Source organism: Hymenobacter sp., from assembly GCF_036388155.1.
GTDB lineage: Bacteria > Bacteroidota > Bacteroidia > Cytophagales > Hymenobacteraceae > Hymenobacter.
In genome coordinates, this window is the sequence record NZ_DASVSI010000088.1 from 1 (window position 1) to 24,974 (window position 24,974).

General features: G+C 58.5%; 14 protein-coding genes and 2 pseudogenes. 6 read left to right on the top strand and 10 right to left on the bottom strand.

The window, feature by feature from the left end:
* Positions 1–343, top strand: a 343-nt coding sequence (locus tag VF629_RS12275) for a recombinase family protein (RefSeq protein WP_331058778.1), incomplete at its 5' end; no start/stop codon positions are given.
* Positions 344–529: 186 nt separating this feature from the next.
* On the opposite strand, the gene VF629_RS12280 is transcribed toward VF629_RS12275, so the two are convergent.
* From VF629_RS12280 to VF629_RS12320, 8 genes and pseudogenes are all read right to left on the bottom strand, one after another.
* Positions 530–3,352: a GEVED domain-containing protein gene (locus VF629_RS12280; RefSeq protein WP_331058779.1), complete on the bottom strand. Its 2,823-nt coding sequence runs from the start codon at positions 3,350–3,352 to the stop codon at positions 530–532.
* Positions 3,353–3,629: 277 nt separating this feature from the next.
* On the bottom strand, positions 3,630–4,112 hold the full coding sequence (locus VF629_RS12285) for a hypothetical protein (protein ID WP_331058780.1): 483 nt from the start codon (positions 4,110–4,112) through the stop codon (positions 3,630–3,632).
* Between the two features lie 220 nt (positions 4,113–4,332).
* On the bottom strand, positions 4,333–10,149 hold the full coding sequence (locus VF629_RS12290) for a DUF6443 domain-containing protein (protein ID WP_331058781.1): 5,817 nt from the start codon (positions 10,147–10,149) through the stop codon (positions 4,333–4,335).
* Between the two features lie 107 nt (positions 10,150–10,256).
* Positions 10,257–13,919, bottom strand: a complete 3,663-nt coding sequence (locus tag VF629_RS12295) for a hypothetical protein (protein ID WP_331058782.1) — start codon at positions 13,917–13,919, stop codon at positions 10,257–10,259.
* 1,639 nt (positions 13,920–15,558) lie between these two features.
* Complete coding sequence (locus VF629_RS12300; RefSeq protein ID WP_331058783.1) at positions 15,559–15,981, bottom strand: hypothetical protein; 423 nt, start codon at positions 15,979–15,981, stop codon at positions 15,559–15,561.
* A 592-nt stretch (positions 15,982–16,573) separates the two neighbouring features.
* Positions 16,574–17,292, bottom strand: a pseudogene (locus tag VF629_RS12305) (IS5 family transposase); the annotation flags it as partial.
* 96 nt (positions 17,293–17,388) lie between these two features.
* Positions 17,389–17,877: a hypothetical protein gene (locus VF629_RS12315; protein ID WP_331058785.1), complete on the bottom strand. Its 489-nt coding sequence runs from the start codon at positions 17,875–17,877 to the stop codon at positions 17,389–17,391.
* Positions 17,878–17,891: 14 nt separating this feature from the next.
* On the bottom strand, positions 17,892–18,635 hold the full coding sequence (locus VF629_RS12320) for a ParA family protein (protein WP_331058786.1): 744 nt from the start codon (positions 18,633–18,635) through the stop codon (positions 17,892–17,894).
* Between the two features lie 153 nt (positions 18,636–18,788).
* Between VF629_RS12320 and VF629_RS12325 the strand changes: the two genes are divergently transcribed.
* The 4 genes and pseudogenes from VF629_RS12325 (at position 18,789) to VF629_RS12340 (ending at position 22,010) form a co-directional block, all read left to right on the top strand.
* The gene (locus VF629_RS12325; protein WP_331058787.1) at positions 18,789–19,091 is read left to right on the top strand and encodes a hypothetical protein; all 303 of its coding nucleotides are present in this window, start codon (positions 18,789–18,791) and stop codon (positions 19,089–19,091) included.
* 72 nt (positions 19,092–19,163) lie between these two features.
* Positions 19,164–19,292 carry a hypothetical protein gene (locus tag VF629_RS12330; protein ID WP_331058788.1) on the top strand — a complete coding sequence of 43 codons (129 nt, stop codon included), beginning with the start codon at positions 19,164–19,166 and terminating at the stop codon, positions 19,290–19,292.
* 494 nt (positions 19,293–19,786) lie between these two features.
* A complete protein-coding gene (locus tag VF629_RS12335) occupies positions 19,787–21,427 on the top strand; it encodes an IS1182 family transposase (protein WP_331058804.1) in 1,641 nt (546 codons plus the stop codon).
* 266 nt (positions 21,428–21,693) lie between these two features.
* A pseudogene (locus VF629_RS12340) lies at positions 21,694–22,010 on the top strand (recombinase family protein).
* A 292-nt stretch (positions 22,011–22,302) separates the two neighbouring features.
* Here the strand turns inward: VF629_RS12340 and VF629_RS12345 are convergent.
* Positions 22,303–23,421: a lanthionine synthetase LanC family protein gene (locus VF629_RS12345; protein ID WP_331058789.1), complete on the bottom strand. Its 1,119-nt coding sequence runs from the start codon at positions 23,419–23,421 to the stop codon at positions 22,303–22,305.
* A 170-nt stretch (positions 23,422–23,591) separates the two neighbouring features.
* Positions 23,592–23,732, bottom strand: coding sequence for a hypothetical protein (locus VF629_RS12350; RefSeq protein ID WP_331058790.1), 141 nt, complete (start codon positions 23,730–23,732; stop codon positions 23,592–23,594).
* A 195-nt stretch (positions 23,733–23,927) separates the two neighbouring features.
* Between VF629_RS12350 and VF629_RS12355 the strand changes: the two genes are divergently transcribed.
* A complete protein-coding gene (locus tag VF629_RS12355) occupies positions 23,928–24,974 on the top strand; it encodes a sensor histidine kinase (RefSeq protein WP_331058791.1) in 1,047 nt (348 codons plus the stop codon).

The following is a 24,974-nucleotide window of genomic DNA, read 5'->3' on the forward strand; positions in this document are numbered from 1 at the left end:
TCACCTGGTCAACTCCTTTCACCGGCGCGGCATCCACTTCAAGGCCCTGGACCTGGGCATCGACACCACCACGCCGGCGGGCAAGTTCATGCTCTCCATCTTCGCCTCGCTGGCCGAGTACGACCGCGAGAGCATCCTGGAAAAGACCAAGGCCGGCCAGCAGCTGGCTGCGGCGCAGGGCAAGCACATCGGCCGGCCAAAAGGCTTGGATGCCGAGAACTTAGCCAAGGTGAAAAAGGCGCTGGAAAAAGGCTTGTCTGTGACTGAAACCGTAGAGTTGACCGGCATCAGCCTCTCCAGCGTCAAACGCTACCGCAAGCACCTGCTGAGTGCGCTTACCTAATGTCACGGCTACCCGGAAGGGCTTAGCGTAATTTTATCCCCCGCTGCTATCAAGAAGGCCAAAACGGCATCTGTTGAAAAACCAAGGATATATTCAGTATGATACTTCCTTAGATTAAGCTTGACCCCTGCTTATTTGGAAGCAGTACAATCTATATGACAAGTGGCAGGCAAGGCGTTGCCCGGATTATTCCAACAACACCCGGACCGCTGCTGGGTGGTGGGACACGCGCAGCAAGTACAGTCCCCGGGGCAACCCTTGCAGGTCGAGTGACAGGGCACCGGACGTGGCGGGCGTCACCGTGGCCCGGTACACGACCCGGCCCAGCACGTCCCGAAGTTCCATCGGGGTTGGGCCCCGAAACGCGCCCTGCACCGTAAGCAGCCCTTTCGAGGGATTGGGCGCCACCGACCACGGGCTTGGTGACCGAGACGCCGTGCCCGCGGCCAGCGCAGTCGTCAGGACGACCGTAAAATCGCGCACCTGCCCCAAACTCTCCTCCCGCTCGCACGGACCCGGGGGCGACAACAGCCGGTTATACGGGTCGCCGGCCCATTGCACCACGCGCAGGCGCAGCGGCTGGCCGGTCACGGCGGTGGCGGGAACCGCGAGGGTCCCCACGATGGCATTTTGCCCCTGACCAGCCTCTAGCGAATTGAACACCAGTTCGCCCGGCGCCTCGAACACGCCGTTGTCGTTGGCGTCGAGCCAGGCAAAAAAGCCGGCGCCGGCGGGGTTAGAATCGACAAAGCGCACAGGGTAACCCACGCCCCGGACCAGGTTCAGGGGCGCCTGCGTACAGGTTTCGTCCCGGTAGCCGGGCGAATTGTGGGGCTGGTGGTACCGGAAGGCCGGGCCAATGCGCAGCGTGTCGATGCCGTGCTGGCCGGCGGTGCGGCCCGCCAGCGGCGAGGGCAGGCACTGGGCTGGCCGCGGCCCGGCCGCCAGGGCGCTGACCCGCACATAGCCCGTGCGGGCCAGCGTGCGAGTGCCATAGGCGTTGCTGGCCTGTAGCGACACGGTGTAAGTGCCCGAGGCAGCGTACCGATGCAGCGGGTGCTGCTGCGGCGAGTTGCCGCCGTCGCCAAACGCCCACTGCCAAGCGGTGGGCGCAAACCAACTCGTGTCGCGAAACTGCACCAAGCCGTTGCAAGCAAGCGGCAGGTCGGCGTGAAACCCGGGCTGTGGGGCAACCGGAGGGGGAGTAATGACGACGGTGTAGTCCTCCACGGCCCCGTTCAGGAACGAGGGGGTGCAGGCCGCCGGGTACACGTACTGCGACGGCTGGTGGATGATAGCCCGCAGCCGGGTGGCCCCGGCTTTGGCCCCGGCCGGCACGCGAAGGGATACGAGTTGGGGGCTGAACTGGGCCACGGGCCCGGCGCGCTCCGACTGACTGAAGACGCCGTCCTGGTTGTAATCTATCCACACGCTGACCGCGGTCGGGGGCGCGCTGCCAGAGAAGGGGTACGGCGGGGTCTCGGTGCGCAGCGGGTAGCTCTGGCCCGCCTGCAAGGTGGCGTACTGGTTCGTGAAGTCCCGGTAACCCACGCCGGCCCCCCGGAAGTCGCGGTTGTCGAGTTCGGCCAACTGCAGGCGCGTGAAGTACAAGGGGCTGTTGCCCGAACCGCCCGTGCCGCCTGCAACGCAGTAGCTCGGGCAGGCGGCCGCCACGGCCACTTGCTGGCGAGCCGTATCGCGGCCAAAGGCATTTTGCGCCACCAAGCGCACCTCGTGCACGCCCGGCGTGGCGTACGTGTGGGACGGCGGATTGGGCTGGCTGGCAGTGCTGCCGTCGCCAAAGTCCCAAGCGTAGGCAGTAGCCCCGCCCGTGGTGGTATTCGTCAGGTTCACGCGCACCGGGCCGCAAAGCTGCTGGTATTGCAACGCGAACGAGGCCGTGGGCCGGGCAGCGTTGGGCAGTAGCGTAACCGAGTAATCTTCCACTTGGCCCGACTGCACGGCCGTGCAAGGGCTGGTGCCGGTACTGCCTGCCACATCGGCGACAATGCGCAGGCGCAACGCCCGGTGGTAAATTGGGGCCAAGGTCGAGGCAATGGTGAAGGGTACCGTGGGGCTCTGCACGGCCAACCCTTGATAGAGCAGCTCCGAAGTGCTGCTAAACTGACCATCGTCGTTCAGGTCGAGGTACACGCGCACGTCATGCGGGCTCGGGCCGGTTGTCAGCTGCAGCAAGTTGGGCTGGTCGGCTGTAAGCGTGGCCCGGGCAGCGCAACTAAAGTCCTCGTACCCAGCTTGCCCATCGGCCGAAGCGTGGTCGAGGCCAGCCAGACGCACGCGGGTGATTCCATACTGGCAGCAGTACGCCGTGGTAGCCGGCCGACAGGTGCTGGTCCGGGGACCGTCGGTGCGCACCCGCACGTAAGCGGTGCGGGTAAGTGAGTCGCAGCCGCTAGCATTACATGCGCGCAATTGCACTGCATAGGTACCAGCCGTTGCATAGGTGTGCGTAGGATGCTGCTGAGTACTCGTGCCGCCATCTCCAAATTGCCAGAGCCAAGTGGTGGGAGAGTTCAGCGATGCATCTTGGAAGGCCACTACGCCGCTGCAGGTCATTGTATCGGCCGTGGCAAAACGCGAAACTGGGGGCGCATTGCCCGCCACGATGCGCACTTGGTAGTCTTCGGTTTGGGAGTACTGCGGCGTGGAGCAAGCCGTGGGAACGGAGGCGTTGGCATAGTCAGCCGCGATGCGCAGCCGCAGGGGCTGGTTGAGGGTCGCAGTGGCTGGCACCGTGAAGCTGGCGGTGTGGGCCTGCGCGTTGAGCGAGTACATCACCCGCTCACTTGGAGCGAAGGTGCCGTCGTTGTTGTAATCAATCCATGCCACCGCGTTTTCGGCGGCCGAGGTGCCCGTTTGCACGCGCAAGGTGTAGGTAGAGCCTTGCAACATGTTGGCCCCGCGCCGGCAGCTGTAGTCGCGGTAACCGTCGGTGCTGCCGTTGGTGGTGGTGTCTAAGTTGGCTAGTTGCACGCGGTAGATGCCCATGCCGAACGCAGCGCTAGCGGCCGGGACGGAGTTAGGGGTGCAGATATTAATAATGGGACATTGGGCATTGCAATCAATGCAGCAAGTGCTAATAAAATAGCAACAAGCAGCGAATATGAATGGGCTATCAATACATCCGATTTTTTTCATATTTTATTGTAATTTTTACTGCAATAATTGAATTATTTGCAAGTTAGCCTTGCTTAATGTTGGTTGTATTACCTCTAATAACACACTATTGAATATAAGAAGCAGGCAATAGTGTTATGCAAAAAAATTATTTAACTATGGATAAATTATAACTGTAACAGTCCTTGCAACTGCCTTCTATTTTAACCTTTTTTACTAAAAATACAGCATTGATTGGAGTAAGGAAATGCGGTTTTGTATTCATGAGGCTATCAGGTATTTCAAGAAAATTTATTACCGAATTATTGTAGTCAAATGACTCAAAATCTTCTTCGTAAACAATCTCATTGTTCAGTGTGAATATCATTCTTCTGTAATCATCACGCACGCCATTACCATGGTAATGAATTCCCGTAACCTTGCTAATCGAATCTGAGGTAATCCATGCCCCAAAAAAGTAAAGCCTATCCCATTGAAAAGGTGTCACTTCTCTTAACGACAGGTTGCATATGGGTTTTTCTATATTGCCACAATCTTGACTGACTTTATTTATTAGCCTGTCTGTCATGCCTGTCTTACATCCCGTAATAGCGGTAACAAAAAGTAAAATACTTATTTTATTACTTATCATTGATTTTGTTTTAATTAGGGTGAAGGAATTACTAGTATTTATGAGAATAGCACCTGCTCTATTCTTATAACAGTCTATGGATGGTACCCTACAGTCTAAAGACAAATGTGTTAATCTGTACTTGCTTGCATATGCGCTATTTTTTGGCATTTCGGTTGACGTACTTAATTGTCCAGATATTGTGTATTAAACAAGCTGGCAATGAATAATGTGTTCACGCCTACCTTACATGGAGCATCATTTCATCGTGTTTGGCTTTATCTGCTTGAGCTTGTTCGGTTTTAGTTCTTCCAGCATCATTAAGCTGTTGAAATCTTGTTTGTAAGGACGTATACTGCTGAGGAGATAATTGACTCATTCCTATTTGATATGAGCCATCCTTCTGTTTAGTAACTGTCCATAGCCCGTCAGTCGCAAATTGTTCTAGTACTTTGCCAGCAATATCTTTCATGCCCTGCCCCGAGTTTGCTGCCCCGATATCTCTTCCAATTTGATTGTTTAACAAATCAACATGCATATCAGCCTCATTCTTTGATGAAAACATTGTCTGAGAAAGGTCAGCATTTGGATTTCTTTCGTGAGCATCTGCAAATGTTTTGGCATCATCTGAGCCAAATTGACTTGTCATAGTACCTGACCATAACGCATGCCTAAAGGCATTACTTTGATTACCATCATCTCCTAATAATACAGAGTGTTTAGAGGCATCTGATGCCCCTCTTGTCGCAAATCGTTCAGAACTCATCGAAATATTGGAAGAGCCCTTAGTCGGTTCACCAATCCATAAAGCTTCAAAAGGATGTGCCAAGGCTGCTAGATACATTCTTACTCCGGAAGGTAAGCTGGGCGGGTCGTGTGGGCCGTCATGAGAATCTTGAGCAGCCATCCCATCAGGGTCGATGAAGCGAATGGGGTTGTCGAAAGCGTAATTATAAGGGCTATGCCGCCGCATCTGGTCCGCCAACGGGTCCACCGCGTGCCACCGCCCAAGCTGCGCATCATACATCCGCGCTCCATAGTCAGTCCAGTTCAGCCCAAAGTCCTCCTGCTTCTCTTTGCCGTTGTATTGGTACTTGCTGTCGTAAGCGCTTGACGACTCAATGCCGACCAGATTCAAGCCAAAGGGGTCGTAGTGGTTTTCCTGGACCACGGGCGAAGTCAATCGCAGCTGCACGTCGTCAAAGTAGGCTGGAGTATCGCTCTCGTTGATTAGGCTGACCTGCACGTAGCCGGCACTGTCCGCTCTTAATCCGGTTTGCAGGTGCTGCCACTCGTCCCGGGCCGTGCGCCGCAAGGGCAGGGTTCGGGTCGCCACGAGCTGGCTGTCCCGATTGAAAAGCTCGTACCGCAGGAAGGCCGTGGGCACTTCCGCCCGCCGTGAGTGAAGCAACTCGGGTACCACCGCCAGCGAAGCCCCCAGAAAGGGCAGGCGCCGCCGCTTACCCGGCAGGGCTTGCTGCTGGTCAGAGGCGTTAACGTTGGGATTGCCTAGGACGGCCGCCCCGGCAAGAATCGTCCCTTTTTGCCCGAAGGAAACGAGGGAGGCGGTACGGTCGTAGCGGCCATAGGCTTCCGTATGGACGCTGTCCCCGGCGGCGATGGCCAGCCGAATGCTGGGGCCCTGCCGGCGTCCGCTGCGGGCTTCTAACCGGGCGACGTAGTCCCCGCTGCGGGCGTGGGCCGCGTCGCGCAGGCGTGTTTCAGCCACGTGCGCAAACTCCTTTTCCTCTTGCGTGCCGTTGGCCGGCTCCATGCCGGCCGTGCGCTGCAAGGTGTTGTCGCCTTCGTCGGTGAAGGCGAAGCGCAGGTTGCCCAGGTGGTCTTTCAGGTGGTATTCGTACTTCCAATGCAACGAGCCATTGCTCGGCACGTGGGTATACAGCATTCGTCCTTCGGCCGTGGGCGTGAATTTTAACACCTTGTCTTCGTAGACGAAGCTGCCGGCATAATCGGTGTTGTGTTCAAAGGAGTACGGCTGACCGGGCGCGCCATAAGCGGGGTTCATCTTCCAGGTGTGCTTCTGCAGCTTGGCTCCGCTGGCCGAGTACGTGAAGCGGATGCTCTGGCGGGTATTATTACGAATCAGATAAATCCACTCCGGTTTATTGAGCACGTTGTAGGTAATGTTGGTGATGCCCTTGTTGCGGTCCGAAGACAGGTTGCCCATTTGGTCGTACGTGTACTCGGGGGCGCTCGCCGGACTGTTGGCCGTCGCGGGAGTGTAAGGCCCGGTGAGGTCCTCAAAGTCGTGGGTCGCCGCCGTGGCAGGAACGTCGTCCACCGCGACGAGTCGGTTGCCCTCGTGGGCATACGTGAGTTGGTCGAGCACCCCCCATCCCGCCGCTTGGCCGGGCGCGGAGGTTTGCCCCATCCGTTTCATCGTTTTCAGGTTGCCGTTCGCGTCGTAGGTGACGTTGTCAACCGAATAGTTCTGGTTGTTGTATATACCCCACCCGCTTGCTCCGTCCGTACGGTAATCAGCGGCACTAAGCCGGTTGGCGGCGTCGTACCGGTAAGCGTACGCGCGCAGGGAGTTTCCCGTGGCGGCGTTCCGCGTGTGCCACATCACCCCTGAAATGTTCCCGTTGTACTGGAAGGGAGTGGTGCCAATGCCGTCGTTGAGGGTGTTGTACATGAGTTCCATGCCAAACAAGTCGGGTTGTTCCGAGGGCCGGTCCGCGTTGGGGTCGGCCCCGTTGAAGGAAGTTCCGTTGTTGGACAGTCTGCGGTCGTTGATGTTGGCCAGCCACCCCCGGATATTATACCGGTGGTCCACTGACTGCAAAAAGGACACCCCTTTCCCGGCCGGGGTCAGGTCCGTGCTGTGCAGCTTCTTGTCGGTCATCTGGCCGACTTCGTTGTAATCGTAGTGAGCCAACACGATTTTAGCCTGCCCCGTTACTTGCTGGCGGATGTCGGTCAAGCGGCCGGCATGGTCGTAGTCAAACTCCTGCAGGACTGTCTGGGGAATGGCCCCGTTCTGGCTGTTGGTTGGGTAGACGTGGGTGGTCAGCGACTTGGTCGTCCGCCCCGCAAAATCCACGAGCTGGGTGGTGCGCTCCATGCCACTGGGCGCACTTGAAGTCAACGAGTATAAGTCCCGTTGCGTTTGAATGGTCCGGTAATTTTCGTCGTAATACGTAACCGTAGTGAGCCAGGGAGTGAACCAGGGACTGGCGTTGGCGCCGAGCACCCTTTCCGAATACCCCGTTATCTGTCCGTTAACGTTTAAATTACGCTTATCCACCGTGACGCTGTTTTCGTCCACGAACGAATAAGCGGCTAACGCCGTGTGGTCATAGGAATCGTAGTACGTGCGGGTGAGCACGTCGTATTCCGTCGCCGAGGTCGGAACCGAGCGCGTCAGGGTGTAATCGTACTTGGCCGGATTCGCTGAATTGGGCACGGCGTCTTCCCACTGGCCAACAACGCCGTCAACCTGGGCCTGCAACGGGATGCGGCTTAGAGAAGTCAAGTACTGGCCGGTCATGATGGGGCGCCCTAATGCGTCGTACTTTATGAATTGCCACGTATTGCCCTGGTTGGCCCGATTGGTTAGCACCACTTGGTCCCGGCGGTTGTACACCAAGAGCTCCGGACCGGCGCCGGGCACCTGCTTTTCCACCAAGCGCCGGAGGCCATCGTACTCGTAGCGAAAGCACCACGTATCCACGAAAGCGGAATTGAGCCGAATGGCATCGGTGGACAGCCGGCTGCTGGGAATGGGCTCCTCTTCGTTGCCGTCGGGCATCCTCCATTTAACCGCAAGGTTGTCCCCTCCATCATATTCTTTTTGCAAGGCTTCGATGTAGTAACGTTGCCCGCCAACCAGCGTCACGGGCGCCGACTGTTGGGTGGCCTCCCAACTCCAGACCCGGGAAGGGGTCCAGTTGTTGACCGCCGCAATCCGTTGCTTTTGCCCAGGGCTTTCCGATGCGCTGAGCCACAATTCCGAGTTATCGTCCGAGGCAATCCAAAAGGTGTATTGGCCCGAAAGGGGCGCCGTCACATACCCTCGGACCCGTTGGCCATATTCATCCGCTACGTCGGTCGGCGCTTCGAAAGAGAAAAGCGCTTGAGCAGCATTATTGGAAGGCACCGCAATGGGGGTGCGAAAATTATCAGGAACGGCGCCCAGCGGAATATTCTTGACCTTCAAGCCCGGAGCGTTAATCCAAACTTCGCGGGCCAGCTGGCCCGCTCCACCGGCCTGGGGCAGGCGCCGGGTCCCTTCGGGAGAGATGACCACCCGTAAGTTTCCCAGGTCGTCGTGTACATACTGAGTAATCAAAAAACTCGCGTCGGCGCTGGTGGAACTTGCGGCAGTTGCTTCCTGCACTTTTTTCTGAACCACCCTGCCTTGTGCATCGGTGTAGGTCACCGAGAGTAGGTCGTTTTCATCGCGGGTTTCGACCACAAGCAGCTGGCCCGCGCCGTAGTAGCCGGGGGAAGCGACGGCTTTGGGCTCCAAGCCGGCTTCCCACTGGCGCACTTCGCCCGGGCGGTTGGTGCGTTGCACCGTTCGCTGCGTGTGGCCCGTGCCCGAGGCGTTGGGCTGCCAGGCCGTTCCGGGGGCCCCTTGCTCGACGGGACGGTTCAGCGGCGAGGCTTCGAACACCGTTTCGGCAAAAGCCGCCGCGTCGTGGGCCACGTTTAAGTTCCCGTTCTGGGTCGTCCCGGTTTGGCCGTTGGTGTTATAAAAGGCCGGTTGGCCGGTCGTGGGGTTGAGCGCATCGGTTTTGAAGTCGCCGTTGGTCCCTTTCACGTAGGGCAAGTACGCCCGGGGAGAACGACCAAATGGGTCGTAGGCCACGGGCACGACCACGTCCTGCGAAGCCGGGCTTCCTTGTTTGACAACGGTTTGGTCAAGCCGGCCCAGCCCATCAAAATACTGCGTGGTTACCTGCAGTGCTGCCGTGGAAAGTTGGTTGAAGTCATAAGGCGTCTGCAGCCCGGCGATTTGAGGAGTACGCGTGGTGACAAAATTGCGATTGGACTGAATCACTCGCACCGTGACCGGCGTTTTCACTTGCTGGCCGTTGCAGTACGTTGCCGTCACCTGATACGTCGTCGTCTGGGCAGGAGACGCGCCAACATTGCCCCCGCTGTTCGCGTCAAGGCCGGTCGCGGGTTCCCACTTGTAATCCGTAGCAATTGCCCCGTTCAGTTGCGCTCCCAATCGCACCGCGTTGCCCGGCGACACGTCCACGGTGCCGTTGCTAACGAGGTTGCTTCCGACATAAACGTTTAGAATGGGCACGGCGGGCTGGGCGGTCATTTCCACGTGCAGAGCTCCCATGGCCGTGCCCGCACCTTCGGCAATGAGCTCGTACTCCCCGGCGGGCAGCGCGACGCGCAGCAGCGACGCGCCGTTGGAGCACGTGGCGCCGGGCAAGGCCCCGTTGTCGTTGTCCCACAGTTGCCCCGTGGCCACGGACCGGAGGTGCAGGTACGTGTTAAACCCCGACCCGCAGGTAGTGGCCACGACCTGGCAGTCGCGCGTAAGTCTGAAATGGTAGAAAACGTCGGGAGACGGCTGAGCCGCTGCGTTGTTGGGAACGGATAAGGTACTGCCCGGAAAGTAATCATTCAGAAAACAACTGTTGGCCGTGTTGACGTCGCTCACGTAAGGGGTTGGGACGGCGGTGGGGCAATTCCCGACATCGCCCCATTCGAACGGGTTCTGCGACGTGGCGCCTAACTCGGGTCGACACGCGACCACGTTAATGTTAAGAGGATACCTTCCCGAGCGAGCAACGTAGGTGATTTGCGCCGGACCCGTGGCCTGCCAAGTCGCCATTGCCGTGACCAGGTCATTGGGTGGAGGCGCCGGCGCTAGCACCCCTTGGCCGCCTGTGATTTCCCAGCGCAGAAAATCGGAGGGGTCCACTCTGCCCAGCCATCGGTATTCCACCGCCGTGTTGACGGGGGTAAACCGCGCGTCTTCGCTAATGGAAATCAAGGGCCCTTGCTGGGCGCGGGTTGACAGCACCCCTGGCCCCGCCAGCAGCGCCACCACGAACCCAACAGTTGCCATTAGACGGGCAAGAGCACCGGCACCGCGTACTTTCGGGCGACTGCGGGTATAAACGTTTACCATAATGCAAAAAGGTAAGAGAAGAGCAGCTAGGAGAGCCAGGCCGCTTACTGCTGGAAGTGATAATCCAATGCTTTTATGATGTTACCCTGGGGGTTTCGGACGAGCTTCAGGCGCTGCAGCCCATCGTAGTCATACCGCGTGGGCTGATTGTTGGCATCGGAAACGCTCGTCACCCCCACTTGCGGGGTGTGCGTGTAAGTCGTCATGAGGGCGCCGACGGGGTGCAGCCGTACGTCGTCCACGTCCACTTCCCGCCCGTAGGCATCGATGCTCACCCCCGTGCCTTGGTTCACCCGCACCCGCACCCGCACGAGGCGATAGCCCTGCGCGTTGGCCGGTCCTTCGGACCGGCTCAGTTCTTGGCTAACGAACACCGCCACGTTGGCACTGCCTCCTTTGGCCCAAAAGCTGACTTCGTAGTCGCCAGCGGGCAGGTTGCCGCGCCCAACGCCCCAGGTGCCGTCCAGCCGGTAGCAGCCCTGGCCAGTGAAACCGCCACTGGTTTGCAAGTGCGTTATTGAGCCCGGCCGAGGGTCGTACTCCCAATTATTCGGGTCAAAGGTGACATAAGCGTTGTTGATGAACTGGCCCGGCACGTCCGCCTCAAAACCTGCGTAAGCAAATTGGTTAGGGGCAGCATTTTGTACCACTGCCACGGGCAGGGACTTGCCGTAATCCCACAAATAGCTCGCCGGCGCCTGGCCGGTTTTTGTTATGCTGCGGACATTCCCTGCCGCGTCATAATTGTCAATTGTTTGGCGCAATTTATACCTTCCGTCCACATTCAGGGGAATGAAATTGCTTGCTGAAGATGTAAAGGACGCAGGGGTGTATTGCGCAGGGTCGAGGGGCCCGCTTAACTCCAGTTCAAGGAATTGAAAGGGAACGGGAGTCGCGTTCGTAGTCGCGGGAAGCGACAGCGTTCCGCCAACAATCAGCCCGTTTCGGTAGCGCACCGTTTCAACGGGTTCGGATATCATATTCTTCCCAACGCTTACTGCTATACCCCGGGTGATGGGCAGCAGAGGGTCCGGGCCAACGTACGGGATATCCGGCGGGTACCGGTACGTCGTGCTCAGGCTTTGTCCCTGGCTATCGGTGGTGCTCTGCCCGCTGACCAACCGGTAGGCGTTGTACTCGTACGTCGTGGTGGTCACGATTGGAGCAGAGCCCCGGGAATACTGCGTTTCGGTGCGTTGCTTCAGGGAAGGATAAAAGGTGTACACCTTGTAGGCCGTGGCCCGGACGAAGGGGAGCCGCATGCCAAAAAAGAGCACCGCTCTTATATTCTTGACATACTCGTTATAGCGGTTGGGGTCGTCGTTGTAGGAGTTCTCCGTTTTTCGCAGCAGATTACTGCCTTCGTCGTACACTTCCGTGGCCAGCAACAGCCCCCGCTCCAACTCCCGGGACGTGACCGGGTCCCTAACCACCAGGGAGCTGAAATTGCCAAGGGAACTTACCGGGTCCTCATCGTGGTAGAGTAGGTCGTTGCTGGCGCTTCGGGTGTCGGTGTTGGTATACTTGTAAACGGTGTAACCGTTTCCTGGGCTTTTTTCAACGACCCGCGAGTAGGTTACGTGGTTGCCGTTGGTGCTGCTGAGCGGAGCCTGAGTGCCCTCCGAGATTATATATAAACCTTGCGTAACAGATTTGGGGTCAGGGTCAGGAAACAGAAAGTTTTTATTGTAAAGTGCCCAGTACTCATAGGAGTTGTATCCTTTAGTCCAGTATACTGGGAGACCGGATAATACACCGCTGGAAGTATTATTCTCATTAACATATGAGTACTCCCGCACCCTCGGGTGGGGGTCAGTGGCCGAAGTAAAGGAGGTAATGCGACGGATGCGCAATCCGCCGGCCATGGTAAAAGAACTAGGGGCGTTATCGAGCGTGAACAGGTATTGTCGCGCTATTTTGGAATAATCGTGTGGCTCAAACTCAAACGTTGTCCAGCCGCCGGTCGGATAGGTGATTCTGTGCAGTTGTTCGGCCTGCATCTTCACCGCATCGGGCGCGCGGTAATCAAATAGATCCTGATTGTACTGTCCGGACGTGGGGAAGTTGCTGTTGAAGTTGTCAAGGCTCTTGCCGTTGTAGAACCCCCAGTTGTCGGTCTGTTTGGAATTATAGGCGGGAAGAAACAGGGCATTCGGATTGTTGTTGTAGGCAAACTGGTACTTGACAGGGGCTGCAACGGCCCCGTTGGTCGCCTCCACACTCCCCAGCCGCAAGCGCTGGGTGGCGTTGTTGACGTAATTGAAAGAGATGGTGCGAACGCCCTTGACTTTGATTTGATTGAGTTGCAGCAGGTAATTAAAATTCAAGTAATCCGGATTCCACTGGGCAAGGTTGCCCAGGTTGCGAAACAGGATATCAATGTCCTTTTCAGCGTTGGGGGGAGTGGCGGCGCCGACGGGAGTGTAGTCGTAAGGGAGCTGATATGACCTGTCGCTGACAAATTCCACCTCGGAGCCGTCAGGCGCTGTGATTTTGGCCAAGTAGCTTGGGCTCTGTAGGGTGTACTGAACCTGGTTGTCGCTGGTAACAGAATTATTATTCGAACTGACCGAGGGGACCGCCACTAGACGATTCCGGACGGTGCTTTTGGCAAAAAAATCGCCTTTTCTCTTGTAGTGAAAATCAACAGCATGGCCTTTCGGGGATTCGATTTTTGTCAGCAGCCAACTCGTTGCCAACGTTGCGCAAACGTCCTTTCCGTGGAGAGCAGTGTTTAAGTCTACCGCCCCCAGGCTGCCCCCAAAGTAATACTTGGTGCCATCGGTCCGGGTAATGGCAAACCCGATGAATGAGCGGCGCAGGGTTACTTCCGGCGTGCCCTTGTACGCATAAGCGAATCTATTAATTTCTTTGAATACTTCCAGGCGAAGCGGGGCCGTCGAAAGGGTTTGCTCTATTTTTAAGTATTCACCGCTCTTAGATTTTACTTTGACCTTCAAGGCATTACTAGCGTCGCGACACATAAAGAAGCTGCCGCTCAAGTCTCCGGCGTTGAACATGAACTCATCGGCTTCCCCGTCGTAAGGGCTTTGTTCGTTGTTCCAATTGCCGTTGCTTGTCAGGTATGGCCGCAGGAAAGCCTCCTCGCCCCAGTCCGAGCGTTCAAACGTATTGGAGCGAAAGAAGTACCCATACTCTTGGTTTGTAGGATAGGGCAGAGGAGACCTGGGAGAGAAATTTGCAGGGTAGGGATAAGGAGACGCGATGTTGACAACTATGGGGGCGTTGATTTCTTCGACCGTTACCTCGTCGGGGCGTCCGTTCACAATCCGGGTGATGGCCCCGCCCGCGTTGAGGTTCCAGCCCAACCCCACCCAGCCCGGATACGCATCGGGCCGGTTGCCCCCGGCATGGTAAGTCAACTCAATCGGGATGACGATGTCCCGGTACTGGAACGTGTACAGGGGCACCGCAATGGACGGCAACCCGTTGAAGAAACTCACGGGGACCTGCCCAAATTCGCCCAGTGAGGCCGCGTTGGGCGTCGGAACGTCGGCGGTGGATTTTGGCTGGGCGCTGACCGGAGCCGTTGCGCTCATGCATCCCACGAAGAAGGCCAGCAGGGCCAGCCGGACCCGGTAGAACCAGGTAATAGCGGCGTGCGAAGGCGGCTTCCTTTCGGGTTGGCGCAGTAGCTGGGCGTCCGGCCCTACCGGCAGCAGCGATTGGGTAACGTAGAAAAACATAGGTAAGAGACGCATGGGGTTAGCAGAGCAAGAGAAGGGATGGCGGAATTACAAGACGATGACTCATTGCCGACCGGGCGTGTCCCCAAACTGTAGCAGATAGATCTCGGGGGTGGGGTGCCCATGGCCACTTGGCTCTCTGAGTCCACGCGCACGGGCAGGGCGCGCACCAGGCGCACGCCGTCCCACAGCTAGACCATCGCGGCGTGGCCCGCCAGTGGGGTCACGCGGGCAGCAAAGGTCTCGCACCTGCCCGCCTTCCGGCCAAAAGCATGGTTCAGGCACCGCGGCCGAGGCATCGCCGTCACCCAGCACCTGCATGCGGAGCCGCCGCTTCCCAAACATCAAGTGCAATGCAGTAGGGATATTCAGCAATTGGTCTCGAAACGCTCCGGAACACGTCACGATGTCCACGGCCGTGAAGCGGGCCTGCGGTCGTGGCGGGGCCGTGGGAACAAGCGCGTTGGTGTGGTCGGCCGCAATGCGCAGGCGCAGGGGCATGTCCGTCGGCGCGGGCGCAGTGCATAAGCCGGCACGAACCGCTGGGCAAGCACCGCGCCCGCGCAGCCGTTGAGACCGGGGCACCCAGAACCAGCCAAGCCGTAGGGGCCAGTTGGGGCCGCGGTTGCAAAAAAAGCACGTAGCGTTGTTATCATCCAGGGGTTGAAAAAGAAGTGAAAGCCCCGCGCTTCATCGGCGTGCCGGCTGCGGGTATTGCGCGGGCCGAGCGCCCCAGCCACGCTGAGCCATCGGGCAACAAAATGCCTGCACCCAGCGCGCGGGTGGCTTGCCAACAGAAAACCAGAAGTGCGCCTGTAAAGGGCACGCGCAAAGCGGCTGCCTACGGGAATAGGGGGTAAAGCAACGGGTAGACACGGGGCCGGGCCAAAAATAGGCCGACCGGGCCCGCAGCGTGCGCGCCCGGTTTCCCTAGAACGGGAAACACCGGGGACTCACGAGCAGCAAAGGGACTGCAGTGGATAGCCAGCAAGTGTGGAAACAGTGCTGGACAGGATAATACAACCGGCCGGTGAAGGAACGAGCGGTTACGGATTCAAAACAACAGCGCCGCAGTGAACTTTCCAATAGGCAACAATAATAAATATATTTTCCTATTTTTATTATCAAAATAAAGTGTTATAATTCAAACTTGATTTACCAGTGTGGTGGATAACAGGTACGCCCGGGAAACAATGACCTGCTGGCACTTTAGATAAAGTTGGCAATGTGAAAAGCGAGCACATGTTCATGACAACAGCAAAAGGACGCTTTGCGTGAGGCTTTCTTTTCAGCCCGTCATTTTTGACGGCGCAGGTGCATAACGGCACAGATGACCAATGCCGTGTTGTGCGCTCAGACGGCCCGCCCGGGGGCAGTGCGGTATCCCAGCCGCCCCGCGCCTGCCCCTGACACCGGAGAGCCCGATCGGCTGCAGCCCCTTCTTTTGAACAGCACAGCGAAGAAGCCGCTGTGGCGCGCCGGACGTCTTTGCTACCGCCCGCAACCCAGGCAACATCCCGGCTCGTGCAAAAAGTCGTTTTAATTTTCTTCACTAGCAGAAGACTTGCGCCGACGCTCAACAAGGAGACCAATCCCTGCCGGGGCACGCCGCCGGACAAACTGGGCCGTTCGGCACGTGCTAGCGGGTGGCAGTCTTCGTTACGACGCTGCGAATCCCGCCGTTTTCACTGGTGGAAATCACCACCAGCTTCTGCGCCGTCAGTTCGGACACGTGGTCGGCGGCGGCCGGGTAGCCCGGGTAAGTGGTTGTCAGCGTCGTGCCGCGGAGCGTGTAGGTAGCGATGACGACCTGCGCCCCGTTCGAGGCGCGCGTTACGTTGCCGCCGGCGTCGTACGTGAGGTCGGAGCCGGCGGGGTAGGCGGAAACAACGTCGGTGTCGGGGCGCGCGCTGCCCAGGTAGGTCGCGTGGACGCGAACGGTTTGCAGGGCCCACGTGCCGACAATCGGGCGGCCGTAGTTGGCCGCTGGGTCGGGCGGGGCTTCGTTTTTTTTGCAGGCAATGAGGAAAAGCAGCAGCGCGGGCAGCAGGCATCGTTTCATTGAGATAGGGAAAAGCAAGGGGTGAGCGGGGCAAAATAGCAACAAAACCAGCAGTTTCCGTTTCCCGGCCGTCCCGACCGCTGCGACGGCAACCCGTAACGCCCTTCCCCTGAGCTCCCGCGCGGGCGGGGCGTTAGGTGGTTTCGCGGGCAAAGTGGCCCGCTGCCGGCGCCCGTTGGGTGGCCCCAGCGAACCACCGCCGACGCAATGAATGCCGGCTGGCGGTTCGGTCCGGCCGGCATCAGCCCCTCCAGCGTCAAACGCTGCCACAAGCACTTGCAGGCAACGCTTACCTGATGGCACGACTGCCGGGAAAGGCTTAGCGTAATTTTATTCCCCCGCTGCTAGAAGAAGGCCCAAATGAAGTTTGGGCATCAACCTAACTCTATCAATCAACTCCCTAATCCCTCAACAGATACTCAAAAAGCCAGCAACGGACCGCTGTGCGACGCTAACGATGTTTTCAGGCTACCCCGCCTGCCGCGTCGTTTACAGCGCGTCCCTGGGCTTTTTCCGATTGGTGGCCTAACGAAGCCTTGGCAAATCCATTCCAATCACAAATCGTCAAGTTTTTACTAGGGTGTGTGGACAGTTAGCGTAGCCAATCGAGTGCGGCGAGCAGGTGGGCGGTGGCTAAAAAGGAGGCGGCCGTTTTCTCGTAGCGGGTGGCCAACCCTCGGGCTTCTTTGAGGCGGCCAAAGAAGCGCTCGGCCTTGTTGCGGTCCGCGTAGAGGTTCTGGTCGTACGCCCGGGGCTCGTTGCGGCTGGTTTTGGGCGGAACGACGGGCTCGGCGTGGCATTTTCCAATGGCCTGCAACACGGCATTGGTGTCGTACGCTTTGTCGGCGACCACGGCGCCGGGCGAACGGCGCAAGGCGCTCAGCAAGGCGGGCAGTTGCCTGCAGTCGGCCCAGTGGCCCGGCGTCAGCACCAGGTGCAAGCAGTTGCCCAGCGCGTCGACCACGGCGTGCAACTTGGTGGAAAAGCCGCCCCGGCTACGGCCTAAGCTTTCGGCCGCGGGCGTGCTTTTTTTTGCCCCGCGGCGGCTTTGTGGGCCTTGACCGTGGTCGAATCGACCAGCACCCAGGCGTAGTCGGGCTCCTGCACGGCCTGAAACAGCGCTTCCCACACGCCGGCTTGGGCCCAGCGGCGAAAGCGCCGCGCCACCGTGTTCCAGGGGCCGAACCGCTCGGGCAGGTCGCGCCACGAAATACCCGTTCGCACCCGGTACAGCGCCGCGTTGACAAACAAGCGGTTGTCGCGCCCTCGACTCAACCGGCCCAGCGTGTGGGGTTCGACGGCTTTCCATTCGTGTTCACTTAATTCGTGGCGGCGCATGCGTCAAAACTACCCCTTACTGTCCACACTCTCTAGTAAAAACTTGACAAAAAAGGCTTAACCCTTTAACTACTCATTGCTTTCGGGCCGTCGTCCCTGCTGGATACGCTGCCGGCGCTGTTGCTCTTGCTCCCGCGCCTGGGCCGGCCGGGGTGGGGCCGGGGCAGCGCCAGCAAAGAGCAACTCCAAGGCCTCCTGCAGGGCTTGCTTCTGGGAGTAGGTATACTCTCCCTGGGCGCGGCGGGCATGGACGTAATCGCGCAATTGCTCCAAGTGGCCCCGGCTCAGTACAAATGTTTGACGTACCCCATCCGGTGCAGTCTTAGTGGCAAGGGATGGGAATGGGGAAATGGCATCGGTTACTTCATTGGTATTACCAGTTTTACCCATGTTACTCGTATTACCTATGTTATCGGTACTACGCACCGATTTCAGCTGCTCAGTGGGCTTTTTCGCGGGTGCTGGCTCGTCGCTAAGGTCAAAAAAGTCGCGTTCGGATGTGGGCTTGGGCGCGTTCGGCTCACCGGGGCGGGGCAGGTTTTTGAAGGTCTTGGCCATGAAAAGCGAACGGATTAGCTGGTGAGAATTTCGGCTACCAGCGCCTGGTAGTCGGCCGCCCCGGCGCTTTGCGGGGCGTAGGTAAAGATGTCCTGGCCGAGGTGCGGCGCTTCGCCTAAGGCAATGCTCTCGCGGATGAAACTGGTCAGCACCAGCCCCGGATAGAGCGTCCGCAGTTCTTCCGCCGTTTCGCGGCGCAGCACCTTACGGCCGTCGTGGCGGGTGAAAAAGATGCCGCCTACCGACAACTCGGGGTTCAGCCGCCGCCGCACCCGGCCGACCAGTTCCAACACTTTCTCCAATCCGTCGGCAGCATACATCTGGGCTTCCAGCGGCACGTAGAGCGCCTGGGCACAGGCGTAGGCGTTCAGCGTGACCAAGCCCAGGGCCGGCGGGCAGTCCAGCAGGATATAGTCGCAGCGCTCGCGCACGGGTTCGAGCAATTCCTTTAGCAGAAACTCGCGGTCCAGCTCGTCGCCTTTGACCTTCTCAAAGCCCGACAAAGCCGGGGAGCCGGCCACCAGCGCTAAGTTCTCGTGCAGCGAATAGGCTTTCAGGCGGTACTCGCCTAGCAGGGCGCCGTAAACATTCTGCTCGGCATCGACCAGGCCCAGGCCCTTGGTCAGATTGGCTTGCGGGTCCAGGTCCACCAGCAGCACCCGCTGGCCGGCCCGGGCGAGGCCCGCCCCAACGTTGGCCGTGGACGTGGTTTTGCCGACCCCCCCCTTTTGGTTTGTAAACGCCAGAATCTTGCTCATGCCGTAAACATACGCAACCGAATGTTACTGGTATTACTTGTATTACCTATGTTATCAGTGTTACTCTAATTGAAAACCTTCTAAATCACCAAACAGGCCTATAGGGCCTACATTTAGACGAAGTACTTTGTAGTGGATTCCTGCTTTTACCTCATGCCATTTGAATACCCCACGGCTTATCTAGCCCTGCGCACCTATTTAAAGTCCCTGCTTGCGGCCTCCACCGACCAAGCCTTTTCCGACATTCCGGCGGCATTACGCTCCAACCTGGCCGTGTTCATGGAAGGCAAGACGGTGTATCAGAATAGCGCCGGGCAGCGGATGGTGTACGCGGCAGACTTGGCGGCATGGGCCAATGAGGTGGTGCACGGGTCAGGCCTGGCTATTGCCCTTCCGCTGGCCTCCCTCAGCGTGGCCGAGTTGCAAGCGGCCACCAGCCCACCAGCGGAATGCTAGCAGCAGGGCGTGCGCGCTGACCTGGTTCCGGGGCTGCTGTATGCCGGGTAGCACGGCCGCCTCACCAACGCCGTGGCGCAGCAGTTGGGCGTGAGCAAGCTCACGGCCACGCGCTGCCTGGGCGAGTTGGAGAAGGGCAGCTACCTGCAAAAAGCTCGGACCCGCGGAGCCGGGACTGAGTACCCGTTGATAGGCTCATGATTGGCTCACCACGCGCCGGCACCCAAGTGCAAACCCTTAAATGAGCGCCGTGAAGGTGCTTTTTTTAACAGGCAAATTGGCTCACGATTGGCTCAGGCAGTAGAAGTCGGCCGGCTTGGCTTTCAAAGCTGTTATCAGCAGTGTTACCAGTGTTACTGGCATTACCTATGTTACCAGTATTACTATTATTACCAGTGTTACTGGTGTTACCATTCCTGTCAGCAGCGCTTCCGAAATTCGGCTAATTTTGCTGGTGCAGTAGTCAAGCTACCGCGCTAGCCCTGTGTATGGACATCGATGTCGTCAACAAAATCAAGCACCTCGCCTTCATTGCCCTCGCTTCCGATGACGAGCTGAGTGAAGCCCTTGTGCTAAAGGGCGGCAACGCCATCGACTGAGCTTACAGGGGAGTTCTCGTTACAACGGGATACTGTTGGCGAATTCATTTTGGGATAGAAAGGCTATTTTCGGAGGCATCTTAACCGCTTCTAATGATGAGCCTACACCCCCAACCCAGCGCGCCTGTTCCGCCCCAAACGCGCCAGGTCGCGCGGGCGGCTTTCCCACGTGGCAATTGCTATATGAAGCTACGCGATGCCTTGGGCACGCTGTACGACGATGCCCTGTTTGCCGACCTGTTTCCAGCGCGGGGGCAAGCGGCACAGGCTCCCTGGCAGTTGGCGCTGGTGACGCTGCTGCAATTTGCGGAAAACCTCTCCGACCGCCAAGCGGCCGATGCCGTGCGCAGTCGCATTGATTGGAAATATCTGCTGGGCTTGGAGTTGACCGATGCCGGGTTTGATTTTAGCATTCTCTCTGAATTTCGGCAGCGGTTAGTGACCGGCAAGGCCGAGGAACGCTTACTTAATCACCTGCTGCGCTGTTGCCAGGACCACCAGTGGCTGAAAGCCGGGGGCAAGCAGCGAACGGACTCGACGCATGTGCTGGCGCGTGTCCGGGATATGAACCGCGTGGAGTGCGTGGGGGAAACGATGCGCTTTACCCTCAATAGCTTGGCTACCCTCTTGCCCGATTGGTTAGCCCGCCAGCTGCAACCGGAGTGGGCCGCCCGGTACGGTCCCCGAGCCGAGGAGTATCGCCTGCCGCACACCAAACCGCAGCGGGAAGCCTACGCGCAGCAAGTCGGGCAGGACGGTTGGTGGCTCCTGGAACGAATAGCGCAGGATGACCAGGCTGCCTGGCTGTGGCAACTGCCGGCCGTGGACATCCTACGCCGGGTCTGGCTCCAACAGTTTCGGGTGGTGGACGGTCAGCTCCTCTGGCGCGTGGAGAACCAGGACGAGTTGCCGCCTTCCGCGCAGCTCATCAGCTCTCCCTACGATATAGAAGCGCGTTTTAGTCGCAAACGCACCACGACGTGGGTGGGCTATAAAGTCCATTTGAGCGAAACCTGCGAAGCCGACCAACCGCATCTGATTACGCAAGTCGCCACAACCGTCAGCACCGAGGCGGATTCGACGACCTTGCCTAATATTCAGCAGGGATTAGCAGACAAGTCGTTGCTGCCATCGCAGCAGTTGGTCGACACCGCCTATGTGAGCGCCGAGTTGCTCGTCCAGAGTCAGCAACTCCACCACGTGGAGTTGGTGGGGCCCGCTCGGAAGGACCAGAAGTGGCAGGCGCTCGCGGGGCAAGGGTATGCGGCGGCGGATTTTAAGGTAGACTGGGACGCGCAGCAAGCCACGTGTCCCCAGGGGCATCCGTCGCAATCTTGGATTAAGACGCTGGAAAAAGGCCAACCCCGCGTGTTTATCAAGTTTTCTCGGAAGCACTGCGGGCCCTGTCCCGTGCGCGCACAGTGTACGCGCATGAAACGCCGAGCCATTAAGCTGCGCGCCGATGCCCCATACCACGCCTTGCAAGCGGCCCGCGCCCGAGACAGTCAGGCAGACTGGCCTCTGCTGTACAATCAGCGGGCTGGCATTGAAGGCACCCTCTCGCAAGGAGTCCGGGGCTTTGGCATGCGCCGTTCGCGCTACATGGGCTTGGCCAAAACGCATTTGCAGCACGTCTTTATCGCGACGGCGATGAATCTGTGCCGTATCGTTAACTGGTTAAACGAAATGCCGTTGGCCCAGACGCGTCAGGCCGCCTTCAAGCGATTAATTCCTTAGGCAATGGCTTAAAACCAATTCGCCAACAGTATCCCATTGTAACGAGAACCCCGCGAGCAAATCCTCCAGCAGAACCCGACGGTGACTGCCTACCTTCTTAAAGGGGAGCGCCCCCTGCTCCAGCAGCTTGACCAGACGGGGCCGGGGAACGTTAAGCGGCAACCTGATAACATATCGGCCGCTTGCTGAGTCGTGACATCTAAATCGGAGGCGACCAAAACCTGGAACTACAGCTCGACGCCTTACACAAGGCTGGGTGCGAAACCATCTTTCAGGAAAAAGCGTCCGGGGCTACCAAAGCACAAGCGGAACTGGACCATATGTTGGCCCATCTGCGTCCCGGCGATACGGCCTACGTCTACAAACTGGACCGACTGGGCCGCTCGTCGAAGCATTTGCTGGACGTGGTGGCGGAGCTGGAATTTCTCAGCGTGGGCCTAGTTTCACTCACCCATGCCATCGATACCAACTCGGCGGGCAGCTCGTATTCAACCTATTTACCTCGTTGGTCGAATTTGAGCGGGAGCTGATTCGAGAACGGACCAATGTCGGACTGGCCGCGGCGCGGGCGCGGGGCGGATAGTCGCCGGTGGGGGCTATCAAAAGAAGCAGAGCGTACGACCATCGTCGTCGAGACATTCTATCGTGAACAGAAATCGGGCGTGAATGAAACTGCTCAGCGCCTACGCATTTCCAAGGTTACGCTCTACAAATACCTATGCCATCGGGGCGTCGTCATTCATAGCCGTAGGAAAGCTGCAGGAGCCAAGTCGACAGGTTGAGTTTTATGCCAGCTTTTCGGTCAAATTTCTTTACATGAGTTATTTTCCGTTTTCTGAGAGGACCCCAGACAGGCTAGTGTTGCCAAGCTTAAACTATAGCAGCATGGCATCCCATTCCGGTGCTTCCCCGGCCACTGCGGACAAAAGCACCAAGCCCACGCCTAGTAGGCCGCGGGGCAGTTCCCATTCGCAGCTCTCATAAAATCCAGTGGCTAATTCTTGGTGTAGCCACTGTTGGGTTTGGGTGAGCCAATACTCTTGGCCCGTTTGGTAAGCCGGCTGCCCGCTGGCTAGGTAAAGCTTGCGGTAGAGGTGCGCCACCCCGGCTGCCCCCTGGTATAACTGGGAGGAAGCGACTCCGGTTGCCTCCCGCGTGGTGCGCAGCAGGGTATTGAGGCCGACCAGCTCGGCTATGCGGGCCAGTTCTGCGTCGCGCAGCAGGGAATGAGCTTCATAAAGCAGCAACGCCTGCCCGAGGTCGCCGTGCGGCCAGCCAAGAGCGGCACTGAAACAAGGTTCGAGGAAGGGGCCCTGTACTTGGTAGGGAAATACCGCGTATTTCTGGTCGCCAAAATCAACCTCCCGCCGCAGGGCCAGCAAGTAGCGAATGCCCCGGCGTAGCTGCTCCAGGGTGCCCGGGGTTGACAGGCCCGCCTGCTGGAGCCACAGAAGCACTCGTAGCTCAGCGGCCAAGCCGTCGGATAGGCCCAGCGGCAGGGCTTCGGAAGAAACCAGCGACGCAAACGGCAGGGCCAGCAGCGGTGCCAAGTACGCCTGGGCGAGGGGCGAGCGCAAGCCGAAGTAGCGCACCACCCGGGCAAAGTTGCGGCCACCGGCGGCTTGCGCGCGTAGGCGCAGCGCTTCCTGTTCCATCACAGGGTCGAGGGCGGCCAGCAGGGCCGGCACGGGGGCTTGCGCCAAGCCATCGGCCGCAAAGCCCGCGCTCAGCCAAGCCGCGGCGCAGGCCTGGTCGAGTTGGCGGGTGGGCCAGGCGCAACCGGGAAGAAGCCACCCGGCCATCTGCCCGCCCGCATGCTGCAGCATGCTTTGGGCAAGCGCCGCATCCGGTGCTTGCCCAAAAGCTTTGTACACGCTGTAGTGATAGGTGGCCCGCCCCAATGCCTCGGACAGCAAATAGGGCGGCTTCGTGGGCTGGGCCAGCAGGCGGTGAAGGAGGTGCCAGCTCTGCGCCAAGCTGGGCGACGAGGACATGGGAAGCTTGGCAGATGCCGTTCCACCGGGCGAAAGAGCAATGGGGGGACCGGAGAAAAGCACGGGTATTGGGGACTAAGCGTGGGCGGCAACAAGGGCATGCCGGGACCCGGCCAAAACGAATACTTGCCAACGAGCCCGCGAGCAACGCAAGCTTCGTTGTGTGCGGGCTATACCGCTTGGCTTAGCGAGATAATGCTGCTCGTGAATATGGAACTGCTGGCATGCTTTGCATTCGTGGAAGTGGCGGTGAAACGCGTAACAACCAATTTTTTGAGTTTGAATGCGGTGGCCGATTGCAGGGTTTTCATAGACATTAAATAAGGGTTGAAAAGAGATGGCGCCGCGTTTTTGCGTTGCCTGAAACAAACATAGTTGCGGCCCTCGGCTCGGTAAAAAGTATTACACCAACACCCTTTTTCGCGGGACTAAAAGCACGTCTTGGGCCGTATCAAGGCCCTTTGCAATCCCCGTGTTGCTGGCGGCCCGGTGCGTACCTTGGCTTCGTGCAACCTATTTCGAAGGCCGCAAAACCCGTTCTGTACCATGCCTTGGCCTGGCTGGGCTTTTTTGGCTACGAGCAAGCCACTCTGTTTTTTACCGGCGGCGCGGAGTACAACGCCTGGCTAATCGTGGCCACCTACCTGCTCAACGCGGCGTTGTTTTACGCCAACAGCAACTGGTTGCTGCCGTGGTTCTACAAGCAGTCGGGCCACTGGATTTGGCGCTACCTGCCCGCCGTGGTTGTGCTACTAACCGCCTACGGCGTGGTGCGCTGCGAACTTTACCTGCACTTGGCCCCGGCCCTGGGGGCACCCGCGCCGGGGCTGACGTACTCCTACCGGGGGTATTGGCTGCTGGCCGTGTACCGGGGCACGTTCTTTCAGTTTGCCAGCATGGGGTATTGGTTTGCGCGCAACGCCATCCGGGTGGAGCAGCAAAAGCGGGCCCAGGAGCAGCAACTGCGCGTGGCCGAGCGCAGCCTGATGGAAGCCAACCTGGCCTTTCTCAAAAGCCAGATTAGCCCCCATTTCCTCTTCAACACGCTCAACTTTCTTTACGCCCAAGTGTATCCGCACTCCGAAAATGCAGCCAAAGGCATTTTGCTGCTTTCCGAAACCATGCGCTATGCCTTGAGCGAAGACCACCAAGGAAAGGTGATGCTCGACCAGGAAGTCAAGCACCTGCACAATTACATTGCCATCAACCAGTTGCGTTTCAACAACCAGCTGCAGATAGATTTCGAGGTATCGGGCAACATTCATTTTTTGATGATTCTTCCCCTGGTGCTCATCACGTTCGTCGAGAACTGCTTCAAGCACGGCGACCTCAGCGACCCCGCGGACCCGCTCACCATTCGGTTGGCGGTGGTGCAGAGCGAGCTCACCTTCATGGTTCGCAATAAGAAACGCGACGGGCCCAAAGAAAAGAGCATGGGAATTGGCCTGGTCAACACCCAACGCCGGCTCGAACTGATGTACGAAGGCCGGTTCCACCTAACAATCAGCGACGAACCGGCTTATTACGTTTGCACCCTGACCATCACCCTGTAG

Excerpts from the sequence above, each read along its gene's own strand:
- VF629_RS12280 (WP_331058779.1), bottom strand. The coding sequence starts at position 3,352 with ATGGGCATCTACCGCGTGCAACTAGCCAACTTAGACACCACCACCAAC.
- VF629_RS12285 (WP_331058780.1), bottom strand. The coding sequence starts at position 4,112 with ATGATAAGTAATAAAATAAGTATTTTACTTTTTGTTACCGCTATTACG.
- VF629_RS12290 (WP_331058781.1), bottom strand. The coding sequence starts at position 10,149 with ATGGCAACTGTTGGGTTCGTGGTGGCGCTGCTGGCGGGGCCAGGGGTG.
- VF629_RS12295 (WP_331058782.1), bottom strand. The coding sequence starts at position 13,919 with ATGTTTTTCTACGTTACCCAATCGCTGCTGCCGGTAGGGCCGGACGCC.
- VF629_RS12300 (WP_331058783.1), bottom strand. The coding sequence starts at position 15,981 with ATGAAACGATGCCTGCTGCCCGCGCTGCTGCTTTTCCTCATTGCCTGC.
- VF629_RS12315 (WP_331058785.1), bottom strand. The coding sequence starts at position 17,877 with ATGGCCAAGACCTTCAAAAACCTGCCCCGCCCCGGTGAGCCGAACGCG.
- VF629_RS12320 (WP_331058786.1), bottom strand. The coding sequence starts at position 18,635 with ATGAGCAAGATTCTGGCGTTTACAAACCAAAAGGGGGGGGTCGGCAAA.
- VF629_RS12325 (WP_331058787.1), top strand. The coding sequence starts at position 18,789 with ATGCCATTTGAATACCCCACGGCTTATCTAGCCCTGCGCACCTATTTA.
- VF629_RS12335 (WP_331058804.1), top strand. The coding sequence starts at position 19,787 with ATGAGCCTACACCCCCAACCCAGCGCGCCTGTTCCGCCCCAAACGCGC.
- VF629_RS12345 (WP_331058789.1), bottom strand. The coding sequence starts at position 23,421 with ATGTCCTCGTCGCCCAGCTTGGCGCAGAGCTGGCACCTCCTTCACCGC.
- VF629_RS12350 (WP_331058790.1), bottom strand. The coding sequence starts at position 23,732 with ATGAAAACCCTGCAATCGGCCACCGCATTCAAACTCAAAAAATTGGTT.